Raw genomic sequence first — 14,836 nt, 5'->3', positions numbered from 1 at the left:
GACAGGCTCCTAGCCATTTCTAGTCAGCCCCAACATAAAGGACGCTCACCCATGACCACGCTTTTCGACCCTATCCAGATCGGCGACCTGCACCTCAACAACCGCATCATCATGGCCCCACTGACCCGCACCCGCGCCGATGAAGGCCGTGTGCCCAATGCGCTGATGGCCGAGTACTACGTCCAGCGAGCCAGCGCCGGGTTGATTATCAGCGAAGCCACGGCCGTCACCCCGATGGGCGTCGGCTACCCGGACACCCCCGGCATCTGGTCGGATGCGCAAGTGCGCGGCTGGAGCAATATCACCAAGGCTGTACACGCCGCCGGCGGCAAGATCGTTCTGCAGCTGTGGCACGTCGGGCGCATCTCCGACCCGATCTACCTCAACGGCCAATTGCCGGTCGCGCCAAGCGCCATTCAACCTGCCGGGCATGTCAGCCTGATCCGCCCGATGAAGAATTTCGTCACCCCGCGCGCACTGGAAACCGAAGAAATCGCCGACATCGTCGAGGCCTATCGCCTGGGCGCAGAAAACGCCAAGGCTGCCGGTTTTGACGGAGTGGAAATCCACGGCGCGAACGGCTACCTACTCGACCAGTTCCTGCAGAGCAGCACCAACCAGCGCAGCGACCGTTACGGCGGCAGCCTGGAAAACCGCGCACGCCTGCTGCTGGAAGTGACCGACGCAGCGATCGAAGTCTGGGGGGCCGGCCGTGTCGGTATGCACCTGGCACCACGCGCCGACGCCCACGACATGGGCGACGCCGATCGTGCCGAAACCTTCACCTACGTCGCTCGCGAGCTGGGCAAACGCGGCATCGCCTTTATCTGCGCCCGCGAGCAGGAAGCCGACGACAGCCTGTCGCCAAGCCTGAAACAAGCCTTCGGCGGCGTATTTATCGCCAACGAGCGCTTCACCAAGGACCAGGCCAACGCCTGGCTGGCCGAAGGCAAGGCCGACGCGGTGGCCTTTGGCATTCCCTTTATTGCCAACCCGGACCTGCCCGCGCGCCTGGCGCAGGACACCGAGTTGAACGTTCCCCGGCCGGAAAGCTTCTACGGCCAGGGCCCGGTCGGCTACCTCGACTACCCGGCGTTGTAGCCTGCGCTGCACCCTGGATAAAAAAGCCCGCCAATTGGCGGGCTTTTTTTGAGCAGTTAACTCAGAGCGCGTCTATCTGCTGCTGCAGGTTCTGCACTTGGGCCTGCAGGGCACTGATATTGCGGGTCATCTGCGCACGGAAGGCATCGAACTCGGCGGTATTGCTGCTGGCCGCCGGGCGGGTTTCCAGATCGCCCTTGAGCACCAGAATGTCCTGCTCCAGACGGGCAATGGCCTGATTGGGGTTACCGATTTTCTTCAGGGCCTCGACCTCGCCGCTCAGGCTCTTGAACTGAGCGTCGAACGTGCCGGTATCGGCCAGCGCCGTCTGCAATTTCGCCTGCTGGCCTTTCAGCGCGGCCTGCTCACTGCCCAGGGTCTTCAGGTTGCTCTCGAACTTCCCGGTGGCCCCCTGCTGACTTTTCAGCTCGGCGGCCAACTGTTCGATCTGCTTGCCCTGACCGCTCTGCTGGCCGGCCACGGCCTGCTGCTGCTTGCTCAGCTCGGCCAGCTTGTTTTCCAGTTGCTTGACCTGCAGCTTGAGCGCCTCGCTGCCGCTGGTGACGCTGGACTCGGTGGCCACCACCTTGCCGGAAATATCCTGAATGCGCCCGGCCGCTTCCTCGCTGATACGGGCGAAGCTTTCCTGGGTGGCAACCAGTTGCTGCTCCATCAGCTTGATCTGCTGGAAGCTCCACCAGCCCAAACCGCCGAGGGCGATCATCAGGGCACCGACCAGGGCCCAGAGCGGCCCGGTGCTGGCGCTTTTGACCGGCACCGTCCGCCCATAGGCCGCAGGCGCGGCGGCGGGCTCGTGGTGATCGGCGGCGAAATCGTCGTGATCGCGCGCCCCTGCCCTCAGGCTGGGCACATGATCGAGTTCGTCGTGGGCATCGTTACGCATGGGTCAACCTTCAAGAAAATGCTAATGGCGCGCAGTATAACGATTCGCAGATCCCGCTTCAGCGTTGCGCAACACAGGTGTAATACGCACCGACGAAGGGCGCAATAGTTCGCGCCTGCGCTCTGTAGACCACGAAATCCGCGTTTTTGTGAACTGGTACAGGCTTTGCATTTACCCCCTTGCGACATTTGCCCGCGGTTTCGCGACAAGACGAACAACCCGGGCCGGCATAACCACCAGGGGAAGGCATATGGAACTGAACAAAGCAGTTTTGGATTGCATGCAGGCTTTACGCCGCAGGTTGCGCGAAGAACAGGCCGTGGATATTCGCCTGAGCCAACCCGACGCGATCAACGCCATGCTCAGCGCCTGCCTCGGCTCCAGCGACGAGCAGACCCGGCAACTCGGCCAGCGCCTGGCAGAGCTCAGCGACAGCCCCTACAGCACCGCCCCAGCGGCCCCGGCCCCACGCATGCAGGCCGGCCACCCGCTGCTGCTGGAGACCGCCCACGTGGTCAGCAGCGGCTCGGTGCGCATCTACCGCGGCCAGCGGGTCTATGCCTGAGGCCAGGCCTCAGGCGGGCTCGCGACCCTGCCACCACTGACAGAATTCATCCAGCGCGGTCCACAGGTCGACCCTGGGCTGGTAGTCCAGATAGTGCCGCGCGCGGCTGATATCCAGGGAGAAGTCCTTGGCCATCACCGCTACCCCGAGGCGAAACAGGCTGGGCTCCGGACGCCCGGGCAGCAGCCGGCACAGCCCCTCGTTAAGTGCGGCTGCGCCATAGGCCAGGGGATAAGGCAGATGACGGCTGACCGGCGGCAGATCGAGCCGCTGCAGCACGTAGTTGACCGCCTCCCAGAGCGGCACCGGCTCGCCATTGCTGATGTTGTAGACCTGCCCCAGCGCCGGCTCGGCCACCCGCAGCGCACTCAGCAAGGCCGCGTTGAGGTTGTCCACACTGGTGAAATCGACCCGGTTGCGGCCAGTGCCGATGATCGCCAGACGCCCCTTGCGCTGCATAGCAATCAAGCGCGGGAAGATGCTGGTATCGCCCGCACCGGTGACGAAGCGCGGGCGCAGGGCCAGCACCTCCAGGCCCCGCGCCTGGGCGGCGAACACCCGCTGCTCGGCCAGGTATTTGGTCTTGCCATAATGGTCGGAGAAACGCCGGGGCAGCTGTTCCTCCCGAAGCCCGACATGGGCCCTGCCATCGAAATACACCGAGGGCGAAGACAGATGTACCAGGCGGCGCACGCCCTGTTCGACACAGGCGTCGATCAGGTTCTCGGTGACGGTCACATTGGCCTGATAGAAATGCGCGTAGCTGCCCCACACCCCCACTGCGCCCGCGCAATGCACCACCGCATCGACATCGCGGCAGAGTTGCCGCGCCAGCGCCGGGTCGGCTAGATCACCCTGGACGACTTCGCCGCCGCGCGCGCATAACGCCTGCATGCCCTCGGCACGTCGCCCACTGACCCGCACGTCCAGGCCCTGCGTCAGGGCAAAGTCGGCAAAGCGTCCGCCGATAAAGCCGCTGGCCCCGGTTACCAGAATCTTCATTGCCGCCCCCTGTGTTCGAAGTCCTTGCTCACTCTAGCAGCGCCCGCGGCGGCCGCTCGTGGCCCTGCCGGCCAGAACAGCGACCCCAGCACCCGCTCCAGGCCAACGGCAGCGGCCGTAGCGACTAAGCTGTCAGCGCAGACAACTGACCAAGGAGCAGCGGATGGCCAACAACTGGATGATTTACGGAGCCAACGGTTATACCGGCCACCTGCTGGCCGCCGAAGCGCAGCGTCAGGGCCTGACGCCCATCCTGGGCGGGCGCAACCCCGCGGCGGTGCATGCCCTGGGCAGCCTGCTCGGCCTGGAGTGCCGGGTGTTCGATATCCAGCAAGCCGAGCGCGCCCGCGAGGCCCTGGCCGATATCGCCGTGGTGGCCCACTGCGCCGGGCCGTTCTCCGCCACCAGCGCGCCGATGCTCGACGCCTGCCTGGCCAGCAACACCCACTATGTGGACATCACCGGCGAGATCGGCGTGTTCGAGGCGGCCCACCGCCGCGATGCCCAGGCCCGCGAACGGGGCCTGGTGGTCTGCCCCGGCGTAGGCTTCGATGTGATCCCCAGCGACTGCCTGGCCGCCTGCCTGCACCAGGCCCTGCCGGATGCCACGCACCTGGCTTTGGGCTTCGACAGCGGCAGCGGGCTATCGCCCGGCACCGCGAAAACCGCGGTAGAGGGCCTCAAGTTTGGTGGCAAGGTGCGCCGCGCCGGGGTCATCACCGACGTACCACTGGGCTACAAGCGCCGCGCGATCAACTTCGGCCGCGGGGAAAAACCGGCGGTGACCATCCCCTGGGGCGATGTTTCGACCGCCTACCATTCCACCGGCATCGACAATATCGAGGTCTACCTGCCCACCCCCACGGCCGTGGCCATGCTGATGCGGCTGATCGACCCGCTGCGCCCCCTGCTCGGCCTGGACGGGGTGCAGAACTGGCTCAAGGCGCTGCTCGGCAAGCGCGTCCAGGGCCCCGATGCGGCCGCCCGCGTACGCCAGCGCACCTGGCTGTGGGGCGAAGTACGCAATGCCGCCGGCGAGGTGAAAAGCGCACGCCTGGAAACCGCCAACGGCTATGAGGTCACCGTGCACGGCGCGCTGCTGGCGGTCCGGCACCTGCTCGACTACCAGGGCCCCGGCGGCTACTTCACCCCATCCCGGCTGCTCGGCGAACGCTGCGTCGAGCAACTGCCGGGCGCGGGCAGAGTGCTGATTTCCTGAGGCGCGACCGCACTCAATCCAACGTCACCAGGCAGGCGGCTGTCGCCTGGCCGAGGTGGCGAGTCAACTCGCCGAGCAACTCGCCGCCATTGCGCCAGTGGTGCCAATACAGCGGCACATCCAGCGGCCGGCCGGGCAGCAGCTCCTGCAGGCTGCCGCGGGCCAGCTCGGCCTGCACTTGCAACTCGGGCATCAGCCCCCAGCCGAAGCCGGCCTCGGCCAGGCGCACAAAGCCTTCGGACGAGGGGCAGAGATGGTGGAGAAAACCGCCTTCGACGCCCAGGGCAGACAGGTAGCGATGCTGCAGCTGATCATCAGGGCCGAAGACGATGGCGGGGGCCTGAGCCAGCGCCGTCGGCGTCACCCCCCGCGGAAAGTGCCGGGCGATAAAGCCCGGACTGGCCAGGGCGCGGTAACGCATTCCCCCCAGCAGCACGGCCCGCGCCCCCGCCACCGGGCGCTCGCTGGCGCAGACACAGGCCGCCACTTCGCCGGCCCGCATGCGCTTGAGGCCGACATCCTGATCCTCCACCACCAGATCCAGTAACAAGCGCCGGCTGGCACAGAACTCGCCCACCGCCGCCGCCCACCAGGTCGCCAGGCTGTCGGCGTTGAGGGCGATGCGCAGCCGCTCGGGCAGGCCGCCCTCATCCAGCGCCGGCACCTGCGCCTGAATATCCCGCTCCAGCAGGCGCACCTGCTGCACATGATTGAGCAGACGCTGGCCGACTTCCGTGGCCACCGGTGGCGTGGCCCGCAGCAGCACCGGCTGACCGACCCGCGCCTCGAGCAGTTTGATCCGCTGCGACACCGCCGACTGCGACAGGCCCAGCACCTGCGCCGCCCGTTCGAAACCGGCCTGCTCCACCACGGCCGCCAGGGCGGCGAGTAGTTTGTAATCCAACAAAATAAGATTTCCTAATGAGCGATCAGCAAGATTGGTTTTTCTTATACAGACAGACGCAGCAGACTGACCAGCATCAACCACCTCGAACAAGGCAATCCGCATGGCCGGCGAAACCTCACTGACGACATTGCTGCGCAGCATGAACCCACAGCTGAACGATGGCGCTTATGTATTTTGCAGCCTGAGCGATGCCGCGCAACTGGACGGCGTACAGCCGCTGGGCAGTTTTCAAGAGGCTGAAGGCCTCACCGTGATCCTGCCGCGCCTGCAGGCCGAACAACTGCGTTTGCCCTACAACTATGTCGCGGCCTGGCTGACCCTGCACGTGCATTCGGCGCTGCAAGCAGTCGGTTTGACGGCCGCCGTCGCCGGCGCACTGGCTCAAGCCGGGATCAGCTGCAACGTGATCGCCGGCTTCTACCACGACCACCTGTTCGTCGCCCACGCCGATGGGCCACGTGCGCTAGCCGTCCTGCAACAGCTCACTGACAGCGCGGAATAACCGATATGTGGCAGAGCTATTTGAATGGATTACTGGTCGCCGCCGGGCTGATCATCGCCCTCGGGGCGCAGAATGCCTTCGTCCTGGCGCAAAGCCTGCGGCGCGAACATCACCTGCCGGTCGCCCTGCTGTGCGTGGTCTGCGATGCCCTGCTGGTGGCTGCCGGGGTGTTCGGCCTGGCCGCCCTGCTGGCACAGAGCCCGCTGCTGCTGGATGTGGCGCGCTGGGGCGGAGCCATCTTTCTGCTCTGGTACGGCGGCCAGGCATTGCTGCGGGCCTGCCGGCCCCAGGCCCTGGACCAGATGGCCCAGGCCGGGCCGCGCTCGCGCCGGGCGGTGTTGCTCGCGGCCCTGGCCGTCACCCTGCTCAACCCCCACGTCTACCTGGACACCGTACTGCTGATCGGCTCGCTCGGCGCTCAGCAGAGCGTACCCGGGGCCTACGCCGTGGGTGCCGCCAGCGCCTCGCTGATTTGGTTCCTCTGCCTGGCCTTGGGTGCGGCCTGGCTCGCCCCCTGGCTGGCGCGCCCGAGCACCTGGCGGCTGATCGACCTGGGGGTGGCCCTGATGATGTTCAGCATCGCCTGGCAATTGCTGAACCAGCCGCTCTAGTGCCCCGGGCCGGCAGCTATTTTTCCACACAGTTGCCGCGTGTTTAAGCCGGGGGGCCGGTGCTATGATTCAAGGCTTGCGGCGCAAAGAAATAATTCCCGCCGCTGATATGGCCGCCCGTGATCGGCTTCGCGAACACCGCACCTGACCTGACTAGGAGATCAACCATGGCTTTCGAATTGCCGCCACTGCCTTACCCACATGACGCCCTGCAGCCGCACATTTCCAAGGAAACTCTGGAATACCACCACGACAAGCACCACAACACCTATGTCGTGAACCTGAACAACCTGGTGCCCGGCACCGAGTTCGAAGGCAAGACCCTGGAAGAAATCGTCAAGACCTCCTCCGGCGGCATCTTCAACAACGCCGCGCAGGTCTGGAACCACACCTTCTACTGGAACTGCCTGGCCCCCAACGCCGGTGGCCAGCCGACCGGTGCCCTGGCTGACGCGATCAACGCCACCTTCGGTTCCTTCGACAAGTTCAAGGAAGAGTTCAGCAAGGTTTCCATCGGCACCTTCGGTTCCGGCTGGGGCTGGCTGGTGAAGAAGGCCGACGGTTCCCTGGCCCTGGCCAGCACCATCGGTGCCGGCTGCCCGCTGACCAGCGGCGATACCCCGCTGCTGACCTGCGACGTGTGGGAACACGCCTACTACATCGACTACCGCAACCTGCGTCCGAAGTACGTCGAGGCATTCTGGAACCTGGTCAACTGGGACTTCGTAGCGAAAAACTACGCCGCCTAAGCACCCGCGTTACAGCCTGAAAACCCGGCCACCTGGCCGGGTTTTCACGTATCGGGCCCCGGCTTTCTGCCACCCCAGCACCGCCCCGCCGCCGAACGGCAACGACCTGCCGTATGGCGCACACCTTTATGCAGGCCACCCAGCGGCCGCGCCCGGGCAAATAAAGCGCAGGGTTCAAGTCGTGCGGTAGGGCGGCCGATACAGTCCTGAGCCCCTGTCACTTCGGCACAATCGCGGCCCCAGCCACAGCAACCGCGGGCGCAATAAACTTTGCTAATGGCCCTTTGACTGCAAGCACGACTTTGCCAATACTCAGTAGCGTCTGACGCCTAAGGCCTCGAACAAGGAACCACCACTTGAAGCTGGAACTCAAGAACAGCTTGTCCCTAAAACTGCTGCGCGTGGTACTGCTCTCGGCGCTGATCGTTGGGGTGGTTCTGAGCTGCGCGCAGATCATCTTCGACGTGTACAAGACGCGCCAGGCCGTGGCCAACGATGCCCAGCGCATTCTCGGCATGTTTCGCGACCCCTCGACCCAGGCGGTTTACAGCCTGGATCGGGAAATGGGCATGCAGGTCATCGAAGGGCTGTTCCAGCACGAGTCGGTGCGCGTTGCCGCCATTGGCCACCCGAACGAGCCCATGCTGGCGGAAAAAGCCCGCGAGCAGGCCGACATACCGACCCGCTGGCTGACCGACCCGATTCTCGGCAAGGAACAGAACTTCACCACCCAGCTGGTCGGTCGCGGGCCCTACAGCGAGTACTACGGCGACCTCAGCATCACCCTGGACACCGCCCCTTACGGCGAGAGTTTCGTCACCAACTCGGTGATCATCTTTATCTCCGGCGTGCTGCGTGCCCTGGCCATGGGCCTGGTGCTTTATCTGGTCTACCACTGGCTACTGACCAAGCCGCTGTCGAAGATCATCGAGCACCTGACCAATATCAACCCCGACCGGCCCAGCGAACACAAACTGCCGATGCTCAAGGGCAACGAGAAGAACGAACTGGGCCTGTGGATCAACACCGCCAACCAGTTGCTGGCCTCTATCGAACGCAACACCCACCTGCGCCGCGAAGCGGAAAACAGCCTGCTGCGCATGGCCCAGTACGACTTCCTCACCGGCCTGCCAAATCGCCAGCAGCTGCAACAGCAACTCGACCAGATTCTCGACGACGCCGGCCGCCTGCAACGCCGGGTCGCGGTGCTGTGCGTCGGCCTGGACGATTTCAAGGGCATCAACGAGCAGTTCAGCTACCAGACCGGCGACCAACTGCTGCTGGCCCTGTCCGACCGCCTGCGCGGCCACAGCGGCCGCCTCGGCGCCCTGGCCCGCCTGGGCGGCGACCAGTTCGCCCTGGTCCAGGCCGATATCGAACAACCCTACGAGGCCGCCGAACTGGCCCAGTGCGTGCTCGACGACCTCGACACACCCTTTATGCTGGACAATCAGGAAGTACGCCTGCGCGCCACCATCGGCATTACCCTGTTCCCGGAAGACGGCGACAGCACCGAGAAGCTGCTGCAGAAAGCCGAACAGACCATGACCCTGGCCAAGAGCCGCTCACGCAACCGCTACCAGTTCTATATCGCCAGCGTCGACAGCGAGATGCGCCGCCGCCGTGAACTGGAAAAGGACCTGCGCGACGCCCTGGCCCTCGACCAGCTGCACCTGGTCTACCAGCCCCAGGTGGATTACCGCGACCACAGCGTGGTCGGCGTCGAGGCGCTGTTGCGCTGGCAGCACCCTCAGCACGGCCTGGTCCCGCCCGACCTGTTTATCCCCCTGGCCGAGCAGAACGGCACCATCATTGCCATCGGCGAATGGATTCTCGACCAGACCTGCCGCCAGCTGCGCGAATGGCACGATCAGGGTTTCAGCGAACTGCGCATGGCGGTCAACCTGTCCACCGTGCAACTGCACCACTCGGAGCTGCCGCGGGTGGTCAACAACCTGATGCAGATCTACCGCCTGCCGCCGCGCAGCCTGGAACTGGAAGTCACCGAAACCGGCCTGATGGAAGACATCAACACCGCCGCCCAGCATCTACTCAGCCTGCGCCGCTCCGGGGCACTGATCGCCATCGACGACTTCGGCACCGGCTATTCCTCGCTGAGCTACCTCAAGAGCCTGCCGCTGGACAAGATCAAGATCGACAAGAGCTTCGTCCAGGACCTGCTGGACGACGAAGACGATGCCACCATCGTGCGCGCCATCATCCAGCTGGGTAAGAGCCTGGGCATGCAGGTGATCGCCGAAGGGGTGGAAACCGTCGAGCAGGAGGCCTACATCATTGCTCAGGGTTGCAACGAAGGTCAGGGCTACCTCTACAGCAAGCCCTTGCCGGCCCGCGAGCTGACCGGCTACCTCAAGCAGGCCCGCCGCCTCAACATCGCGGCCAACCCCGCCACGCTGTAAAAGCATCAACCAGCCAGGGTGCGCCGCAAACCACAGCCCCCTGGTGCGCACGGCGCACCCTACCGGGCGACCTTATCAGGCAACGGCGTTAAACCTGCTGCACGCCCAGTAACCAGGCCATGGCCAGCGCCCCCAGGATGCACAACAGCGCCCCGCCGGCGGCCTGCCAGTAGAACTGGCGCACCAGCTCATCCTCCCCCGCACAGGACAGCACGAAAGGCTGAGCTTCGCCGGGTTTGGCCAGATGGTGCTGCGCGGGCCGGGCGCTTTGTCGGCGATGGCGGTCTTCGGCCTCCAGGCTCGCCGCCAGACGCACGCGCTGCCATTCCCGCTCATCCAGCTGGCCATTGCCGTCGCTGTCAAAACGCTGCAGCAAGCCGGCAAAGTCACCTTTCCACTCACGAATCACCGCGCCCTTGGCCGCCGCCAGATCCAGGCCCTGACGGCCACCGCCGCCGCTGCGGAAAGCGCCGATGGCATACAGCGGCTGGCCGACCTGCAGGCGCTCTTCGCTGTAGCGATAGCGCTTGCCGCTGGCGAACAGCGCACTCCAGCCAGTTTTCGGCGGCCCCAGGGGGTGACGCAGCTGCCCCTGCCAGACCACCCGGGTGGCCGGACGCACCTCGGCCCCGCGGGGATCGATCAGACAACTGCCCGTGCCGTCAGCCAGGCCCAGCCAGGCTTCGCTGCTGCCGCTTTCCAGGGTGCGCCAGCTGCGGCTTTTGCCGCTGGAGCGGTATTCCTCGATCCGGTAACGCCACCACAGACAGGGCGTGCCGGTCAGCGGGGCGCTTAGCTGCGCCTCCGCCGTCTCCTCCAGAATGCCGTAGAACTCGACGTAGCCCTGGGCCGCCGAACGGATCTTCGAGGTCGGGGTATCGAGCAAGTGCCTGGCCTGGGAGAAACGCCGCAGAAACCACCAGCCGCCGCCCGCCGTTGCCGCGACGCTGCATGCCAGGCCGATAACCTGTGCCTGAATCTCCACGGCCTAGCCGAACAGGGTCTTGAGGTCGACGTCGGCCTTTTCCGCGTCGCTGAATTCCAGCAACACCGCCTCCTTGAAGGCGAACAACCGAGCGATCAGCACATCGGGGAACTGCTCGATACGCACGTTGTTGAGGTTGACCGCCTCGTTGTACAGCTCGCGACGGTCGGCAATGCCGTTTTCCAGACCGCTGATGCGCTGCTGCAGGTGCTGAAAGCTCTCATTGGCCTTCAGCTCCGGATAGTTCTCCGCCAGGGCGAACAGCTGGCCGAGGCCGGCGCGCAAGCCGCTTTCGGCCTTGCCCAGCGCACCCATATCGGTCTTCTCCCGGGCACTGGCCACCGCCTGCCGGGCGGCGACCACCCGCTCCAGGGTGGTGCGTTCATGCTGCATATACTGCTTGCAGGTCTCGACCAGCTTGGGCAGCTCCTCATGGCGCTGCTTGAGCAGTACATCGATATTCGCCCAGGCCTTGCTGACCCCGTGCTTCAGACGCACCAGGGCGTTATAGAGCACCACCGCGTAAGCGGCCGCGAGAATCAGAATAACGACAATGGCGACGCTGGTAAGGCTCATGCAGGACTCCCCTGGGGCTGTAGATGGCATCTGTGCTGGCATTTTAACCTTATCCCTGACACCCGATGGGGAGCCGGCTCACGGGTTTGGAGAAAACTCGGCGCAGCAACCCTTTGCACAAAATGCAAATCTTTCGCATTATGTTTTGGTTTCTAGTGCTCGCGCGCCGAGCTCGCTTCATTTATCTCGTAAAGGACTCCGTCATGCTTCGACTGCCCCTGGCTTCCGCCAGCCTGCTTGCTATTGCCATTTCCCTCGCCGGCTGCGGCGAAGACAAAGCCCCGGCCAGCCAGGCCGCCGCCCCTGCCGCCAGCAGCGCCAGCGCTCCGGTCGCCGCCGCCAGCCAGGTCGACGAAGCCGCCGCCAAGGCCGTGGTTAACCATTACGCCGACCTGGCCCTGGCCGTGTTCAGCGACGCCGCCAGCACCGGTAAAACCCTGCAAGGTGCCATCGATGCCCTGCTCGTCAACCCGAATGACGACACCCTGAGAGGTGCCCGCGAAGCCTGGCTGGCAGCCCGCGTACCCTACATGCAGTCGGAGGTGTTCCGCTTCGGCAACGCCGTGGTCGACGACTGGGAAGGTCAGCTCAACGCCTGGCCGCTGGACGAAGGCCTGATCGACTACGTCGCCAAGGACTACCAGCACGCCCTGGGCAACCCGGGCGCGCAGGCCAATATCGTCGCCAACAGCGAGCTGCAGGTCGGCGAAGACAAGCTCGACGTCAGCACCATCACCCCGGAACTGCTGGCCAGCCTGAACGAACTGGGCGGCTCCGAAGCCAACGTCGCCACCGGCTACCACGCCATCGAGTTCCTGCTCTGGGGCCAGGACCTGAACGGCAGCGGCCCGGGTGCCGGCGAGCGTCCGGCCAGCGACTTCGTGGTCGGCGAAGGCGCTACCGGCGGCAACAACGAGCGCCGTCGCGCCTTCCTCCAGGCCGCCACCCAGCTGCTGGTCAGCGACCTCGACGCGATGGTCGCGCAGTGGCAAGCCGGCAATGCCGACAACTACCGCGCCAAGCTTGAGGCCGAATCGGCCGAGAACGGCCTGCGCAAGATGCTGTTCGGCATGGGCAGCCTGTCCCTCGGCGAACTGGCCGGCGAGCGCATGAAGGTCGCGCTGGAAGCCAACTCCACCGAAGACGAGCACGACTGCTTCAGCGACAACACCCACAACTCGCACTTCTACAACGGCAAGGGCATCCGCAACGTCTACCTCGGCGAGTACCAGAAGGTCGACGGCACCACCCTGAGCGGCCCGAGCCTGTCGTCGCTGGTGGCCAAGGTTGACGCCGCAGCCGACAGCAGCCTGAAAGCCGATTTAGAAGCGACAGAGGCCAAACTCCAGACACTAGTGGACAGCGCGGCCATTAATGGCCAGCACTTCGACCAGCTGATCGCCGCCGACAACAGCGCAGGCCAGCAGATCGTGCGTGACGCCATCGCCGCCCTGGTCAAGCAGACCGCAGCCATCGAGCAGGCCGCCGGCAAGCTGGGTATCAGCGATCTCAATCCGGATACCGCTGACCACAGCTTCTAAGCACGACGCTGCGCAACAGCAGCGAAACGCCCCAGGCCGCGACTCTACCCGTAGAGTCGCGGCTTTTTTGTGGCTAAGTAGGGTGCGCCGTGCGCACCGAGGCTGGCTGCAGGTTCTTGGTGCGCACAGCGCACCCTACCGATTGCGGCTGCTGCAAGCTCCCCCTCTTCCAGCCACGCCTTCGGGGCCGTCGCTACGCTGATGCCAGCAATCGTTCCCGGTGATTCTTATGCACTGCGACCTTTAGCCACCACTGATAATGCAAATCCGTCTTATTTAAACCTGTCCAGACTGTTAAGATCGGCCGCCTGTTTTTCTGCTGCGGATCACTTTCCATGTTTGCGCCGTATCGCGTTGCGCTGCTGGCCTTGGGCCTGAGCCTGGCAGCCTGCGATCAAACGCCCCGCTTCACCCAGTCCGAGCCCGGCGAGGCCCTGTCCGCCGGCAGCGCCACGGTGTTCAAGCGCGACCACAACGCCTTTTCCATGCCCGCGGCCAACCTGTCGCCGAGCCGTCGCCTGGACTTCAGTGTCGGCAACAGCTTCTTTCGCAACCCCTGGGTCAGCGCGCCGGCGACCACCACCGCCCGCGACGGCCTGGGCCCGCTGTTCAATACCAACGGCTGCCAGAACTGCCATATCAAGGACGGCCGCGGCCATCCTCCGCAGCCCGATGCCCTGAGTTCGGTGTCGATGCTGGTGCGCCTGTCGATACCGGCCGGCAGCGAACACGCGCAGATCATCGAGCGCCTCGGCGTGCTGGCCGAACCCACCTACGGCGGCCAGTTGCAGGACATGGCCAACCCGGGCGTAGCACCCGAGGGCAAGGTACGCGTCAGCTACAGTACGCAGCTCGTCAACTTTGCCGATGGCCAGCAAGTCGAGCTGCGCACGCCCAGCCTGGAGATCAGCCAGCTCGGCTACGGCGATCTGCATCCCGACACCCTGTTCTCCGCGCGTATCGCCCCGCCGATGATCGGCCTGGGCCTGCTCGAAGCCATTCCCGAGGCCGCCATCCTGGCCAATGCCGATCCGGACGACCGCGATGGCGACGGCATTTCCGGACGCGCCAATCGGGTCTGGGACCGCGAGCAACAAGGCACGGTGCTCGGCCGCTTCGGCTGGAAAGCCGGCCACCCCACGCTCAACCAGCAGAACGCCGAGGCCTTTGCGGGCGACATGGGCCTGACCAGCACGCTGGTTGCCCATGACAACTGCACAGCGGCGCAAACCGACTGCCGCAACGCGCCCCATGGCGGCGAGCCCGAGGTCAGCGACAACCTTCTGGCCAGCGTGCTGTTCTACACCCGCAACCTGGGCGTACCGGCGCGCCGCGAGGTCGACGCGCCGCAGGTGCTCGCCGGCAAGAGCCTGTTCTACCGGGCCGGCTGCCAGGGCTGTCATACCCCGCAGTTCACCACCGCCAGCGACGCCGCCGAACCGGAACTGGCCAATCAGGTCATACGTCCTTACAGCGATCTGCTGCTGCATGACATGGGTGAAGGCCTGGCCGACCATCGTCCGGAATTTCTCGCCAGCGGCAGTGAGTGGCGCACACCGCCACTGTGGGGCATCGGCCTGACGGAGACAGTCAACGGTCATACCCAGTTCCTGCATGACGGCCGCGCGCGCAACCTGCTGGAGGCCATTCTCTGGCACGGCGGCGAAGCCGACGCGGCCAAACAACTCGTCCTGACGTTCGATGCCGAGGAGCGCGCGGCGCTGCTGGCTTTTCTGAATTCGCTGTAAGGAGCC

At 65.1% G+C, this 14,836-nt stretch carries 14 protein-coding genes; 9 read left to right on the top strand and 5 right to left on the bottom strand.

Annotation, left to right across the window (positions count from 1 at the left end; translation table 11 throughout):
* The first annotated feature begins 51 nt into the window (after positions 1-51).
* Positions 52-1,101 carry an alkene reductase gene (locus tag AACY13_RS03890; RefSeq protein WP_339459435.1) on the top strand — a complete coding sequence of 350 codons (1,050 nt, stop codon included), beginning with the start codon at positions 52-54 and terminating at the stop codon, positions 1,099-1,101.
* Between the two features lie 61 nt (positions 1,102-1,162).
* Here the strand turns inward: AACY13_RS03890 and AACY13_RS03885 are convergent, their stop codons facing one another.
* Positions 1,163-2,005, bottom strand: coding sequence for an ATPase (locus AACY13_RS03885; RefSeq protein ID WP_339459434.1), 843 nt, complete (start codon positions 2,003-2,005; stop codon positions 1,163-1,165).
* 250 nt (positions 2,006-2,255) lie between these two features.
* Here AACY13_RS03885 and AACY13_RS03880 point away from each other — a divergent pair, with 250 nt between their 5' ends.
* The gene (locus AACY13_RS03880) at positions 2,256-2,570 is read left to right on the top strand and encodes a hypothetical protein (protein WP_339459432.1); all 315 of its coding nucleotides are present in this window, start codon (positions 2,256-2,258) and stop codon (positions 2,568-2,570) included.
* A 9-nt stretch (positions 2,571-2,579) separates the two neighbouring features.
* Here the strand turns inward: AACY13_RS03880 and AACY13_RS03875 are convergent, their stop codons facing one another.
* Positions 2,580-3,572, bottom strand: a complete 993-nt coding sequence (locus tag AACY13_RS03875; RefSeq protein ID WP_339459431.1) for an NAD-dependent epimerase/dehydratase family protein — start codon at positions 3,570-3,572, stop codon at positions 2,580-2,582.
* Between the two features lie 163 nt (positions 3,573-3,735).
* On the opposite strand from AACY13_RS03875, the gene AACY13_RS03870 reads away from it, so the two are divergent.
* On the top strand, positions 3,736-4,791 hold the full coding sequence (locus AACY13_RS03870; protein WP_339459429.1) for a saccharopine dehydrogenase family protein: 1,056 nt from the start codon (positions 3,736-3,738) through the stop codon (positions 4,789-4,791).
* A gap of 13 nt (positions 4,792-4,804) precedes the next feature.
* On the opposite strand, the gene AACY13_RS03865 is transcribed toward AACY13_RS03870, so the two are convergent.
* Positions 4,805-5,698, bottom strand: a complete 894-nt coding sequence (locus AACY13_RS03865; RefSeq protein WP_339459428.1) for a LysR family transcriptional regulator ArgP — start codon at positions 5,696-5,698, stop codon at positions 4,805-4,807.
* A gap of 100 nt (positions 5,699-5,798) precedes the next feature.
* Here AACY13_RS03865 and AACY13_RS03860 point away from each other — a divergent pair, with 100 nt between their 5' ends.
* From AACY13_RS03860 to AACY13_RS03845, 4 genes are all read left to right on the top strand, one after another.
* The gene (locus tag AACY13_RS03860; protein WP_339459427.1) at positions 5,799-6,200 is read left to right on the top strand and encodes an ACT domain-containing protein; all 402 of its coding nucleotides are present in this window, start codon (positions 5,799-5,801) and stop codon (positions 6,198-6,200) included.
* Positions 6,201-6,205: 5 nt separating this feature from the next.
* A complete protein-coding gene (locus AACY13_RS03855; RefSeq protein WP_339459425.1) occupies positions 6,206-6,811 on the top strand; it encodes a LysE/ArgO family amino acid transporter in 606 nt (201 codons plus the stop codon).
* Positions 6,812-6,978: 167 nt separating this feature from the next.
* Positions 6,979-7,560 carry a superoxide dismutase gene (locus tag AACY13_RS03850; protein ID WP_339459424.1) on the top strand — a complete coding sequence of 194 codons (582 nt, stop codon included), beginning with the start codon at positions 6,979-6,981 and terminating at the stop codon, positions 7,558-7,560.
* 356 nt (positions 7,561-7,916) lie between these two features.
* A complete protein-coding gene (locus AACY13_RS03845; RefSeq protein WP_339459422.1) occupies positions 7,917-9,980 on the top strand; it encodes a putative bifunctional diguanylate cyclase/phosphodiesterase in 2,064 nt (687 codons plus the stop codon).
* Between the two features lie 88 nt (positions 9,981-10,068).
* Here the strand turns inward: AACY13_RS03845 and AACY13_RS03840 are convergent, their stop codons facing one another.
* Together AACY13_RS03840 and AACY13_RS03835 are read right to left on the bottom strand one after the other, a co-directional pair.
* Entirely contained in the window at positions 10,069-10,965 is an 897-nt protein-coding gene (locus tag AACY13_RS03840) for a GIDE domain-containing protein (RefSeq protein WP_445262519.1), read from the bottom strand.
* A gap of 3 nt (positions 10,966-10,968) precedes the next feature.
* Positions 10,969-11,541 (bottom strand): LemA family protein, encoded by a 573-nt coding sequence (locus tag AACY13_RS03835; RefSeq protein WP_325503047.1) that lies wholly within the window; start codon positions 11,539-11,541, stop codon positions 10,969-10,971.
* A gap of 203 nt (positions 11,542-11,744) precedes the next feature.
* Between AACY13_RS03835 and AACY13_RS03830 the strand changes: the two genes are divergently transcribed.
* Both AACY13_RS03830 and AACY13_RS03825 read left to right on the top strand, forming a co-directional pair.
* Complete coding sequence (locus AACY13_RS03830) at positions 11,745-13,082, top strand: imelysin family protein (RefSeq protein WP_339459418.1); 1,338 nt, start codon at positions 11,745-11,747, stop codon at positions 13,080-13,082.
* Between the two features lie 335 nt (positions 13,083-13,417).
* Complete coding sequence (locus tag AACY13_RS03825; RefSeq protein WP_339459417.1) at positions 13,418-14,830, top strand: di-heme oxidoreductase family protein; 1,413 nt, start codon at positions 13,418-13,420, stop codon at positions 14,828-14,830.
* Positions 14,831-14,836 lie beyond the last annotated feature (6 nt).

Origin of the sequence: Pseudomonas sp. EA_105y_Pfl2_R69 (assembly GCF_963970915.1) — a bacterium.
In the GTDB taxonomy this organism is placed as follows: domain Bacteria; phylum Pseudomonadota; class Gammaproteobacteria; order Pseudomonadales; family Pseudomonadaceae; genus Aquipseudomonas.
The sequence above is the reverse complement of the archived record's forward strand: the minus strand, read 5'-3'. Positions and strand labels throughout refer to the sequence as shown.

What these genes read in the sequence shown, in the direction of transcription:
- AACY13_RS03875 (WP_339459431.1), bottom strand. Translation starts at nt 3,572, where the DNA reads ATGAAGATTCTGGTAACCGGGGCCAGCGGCTTTATCGGCGGACGCTTT.
- AACY13_RS03885 (WP_339459434.1), bottom strand. Translation starts at nt 2,005, where the DNA reads ATGCGTAACGATGCCCACGACGAACTCGATCATGTGCCCAGCCTGAGG.
- AACY13_RS03855 (WP_339459425.1), top strand. Translation starts at nt 6,206, where the DNA reads ATGTGGCAGAGCTATTTGAATGGATTACTGGTCGCCGCCGGGCTGATC.
- AACY13_RS03880 (WP_339459432.1), top strand. Translation starts at nt 2,256, where the DNA reads ATGGAACTGAACAAAGCAGTTTTGGATTGCATGCAGGCTTTACGCCGC.
- AACY13_RS03830 (WP_339459418.1), top strand. Translation starts at nt 11,745, where the DNA reads ATGCTTCGACTGCCCCTGGCTTCCGCCAGCCTGCTTGCTATTGCCATT.
- AACY13_RS03890 (WP_339459435.1), top strand. Translation starts at nt 52, where the DNA reads ATGACCACGCTTTTCGACCCTATCCAGATCGGCGACCTGCACCTCAAC.
- AACY13_RS03850 (WP_339459424.1), top strand. Translation starts at nt 6,979, where the DNA reads ATGGCTTTCGAATTGCCGCCACTGCCTTACCCACATGACGCCCTGCAG.
- AACY13_RS03835 (WP_325503047.1), bottom strand. Translation starts at nt 11,541, where the DNA reads ATGAGCCTTACCAGCGTCGCCATTGTCGTTATTCTGATTCTCGCGGCC.
- AACY13_RS03860 (WP_339459427.1), top strand. Translation starts at nt 5,799, where the DNA reads ATGGCCGGCGAAACCTCACTGACGACATTGCTGCGCAGCATGAACCCA.
- AACY13_RS03870 (WP_339459429.1), top strand. Translation starts at nt 3,736, where the DNA reads ATGGCCAACAACTGGATGATTTACGGAGCCAACGGTTATACCGGCCAC.
- AACY13_RS03825 (WP_339459417.1), top strand. Translation starts at nt 13,418, where the DNA reads ATGTTTGCGCCGTATCGCGTTGCGCTGCTGGCCTTGGGCCTGAGCCTG.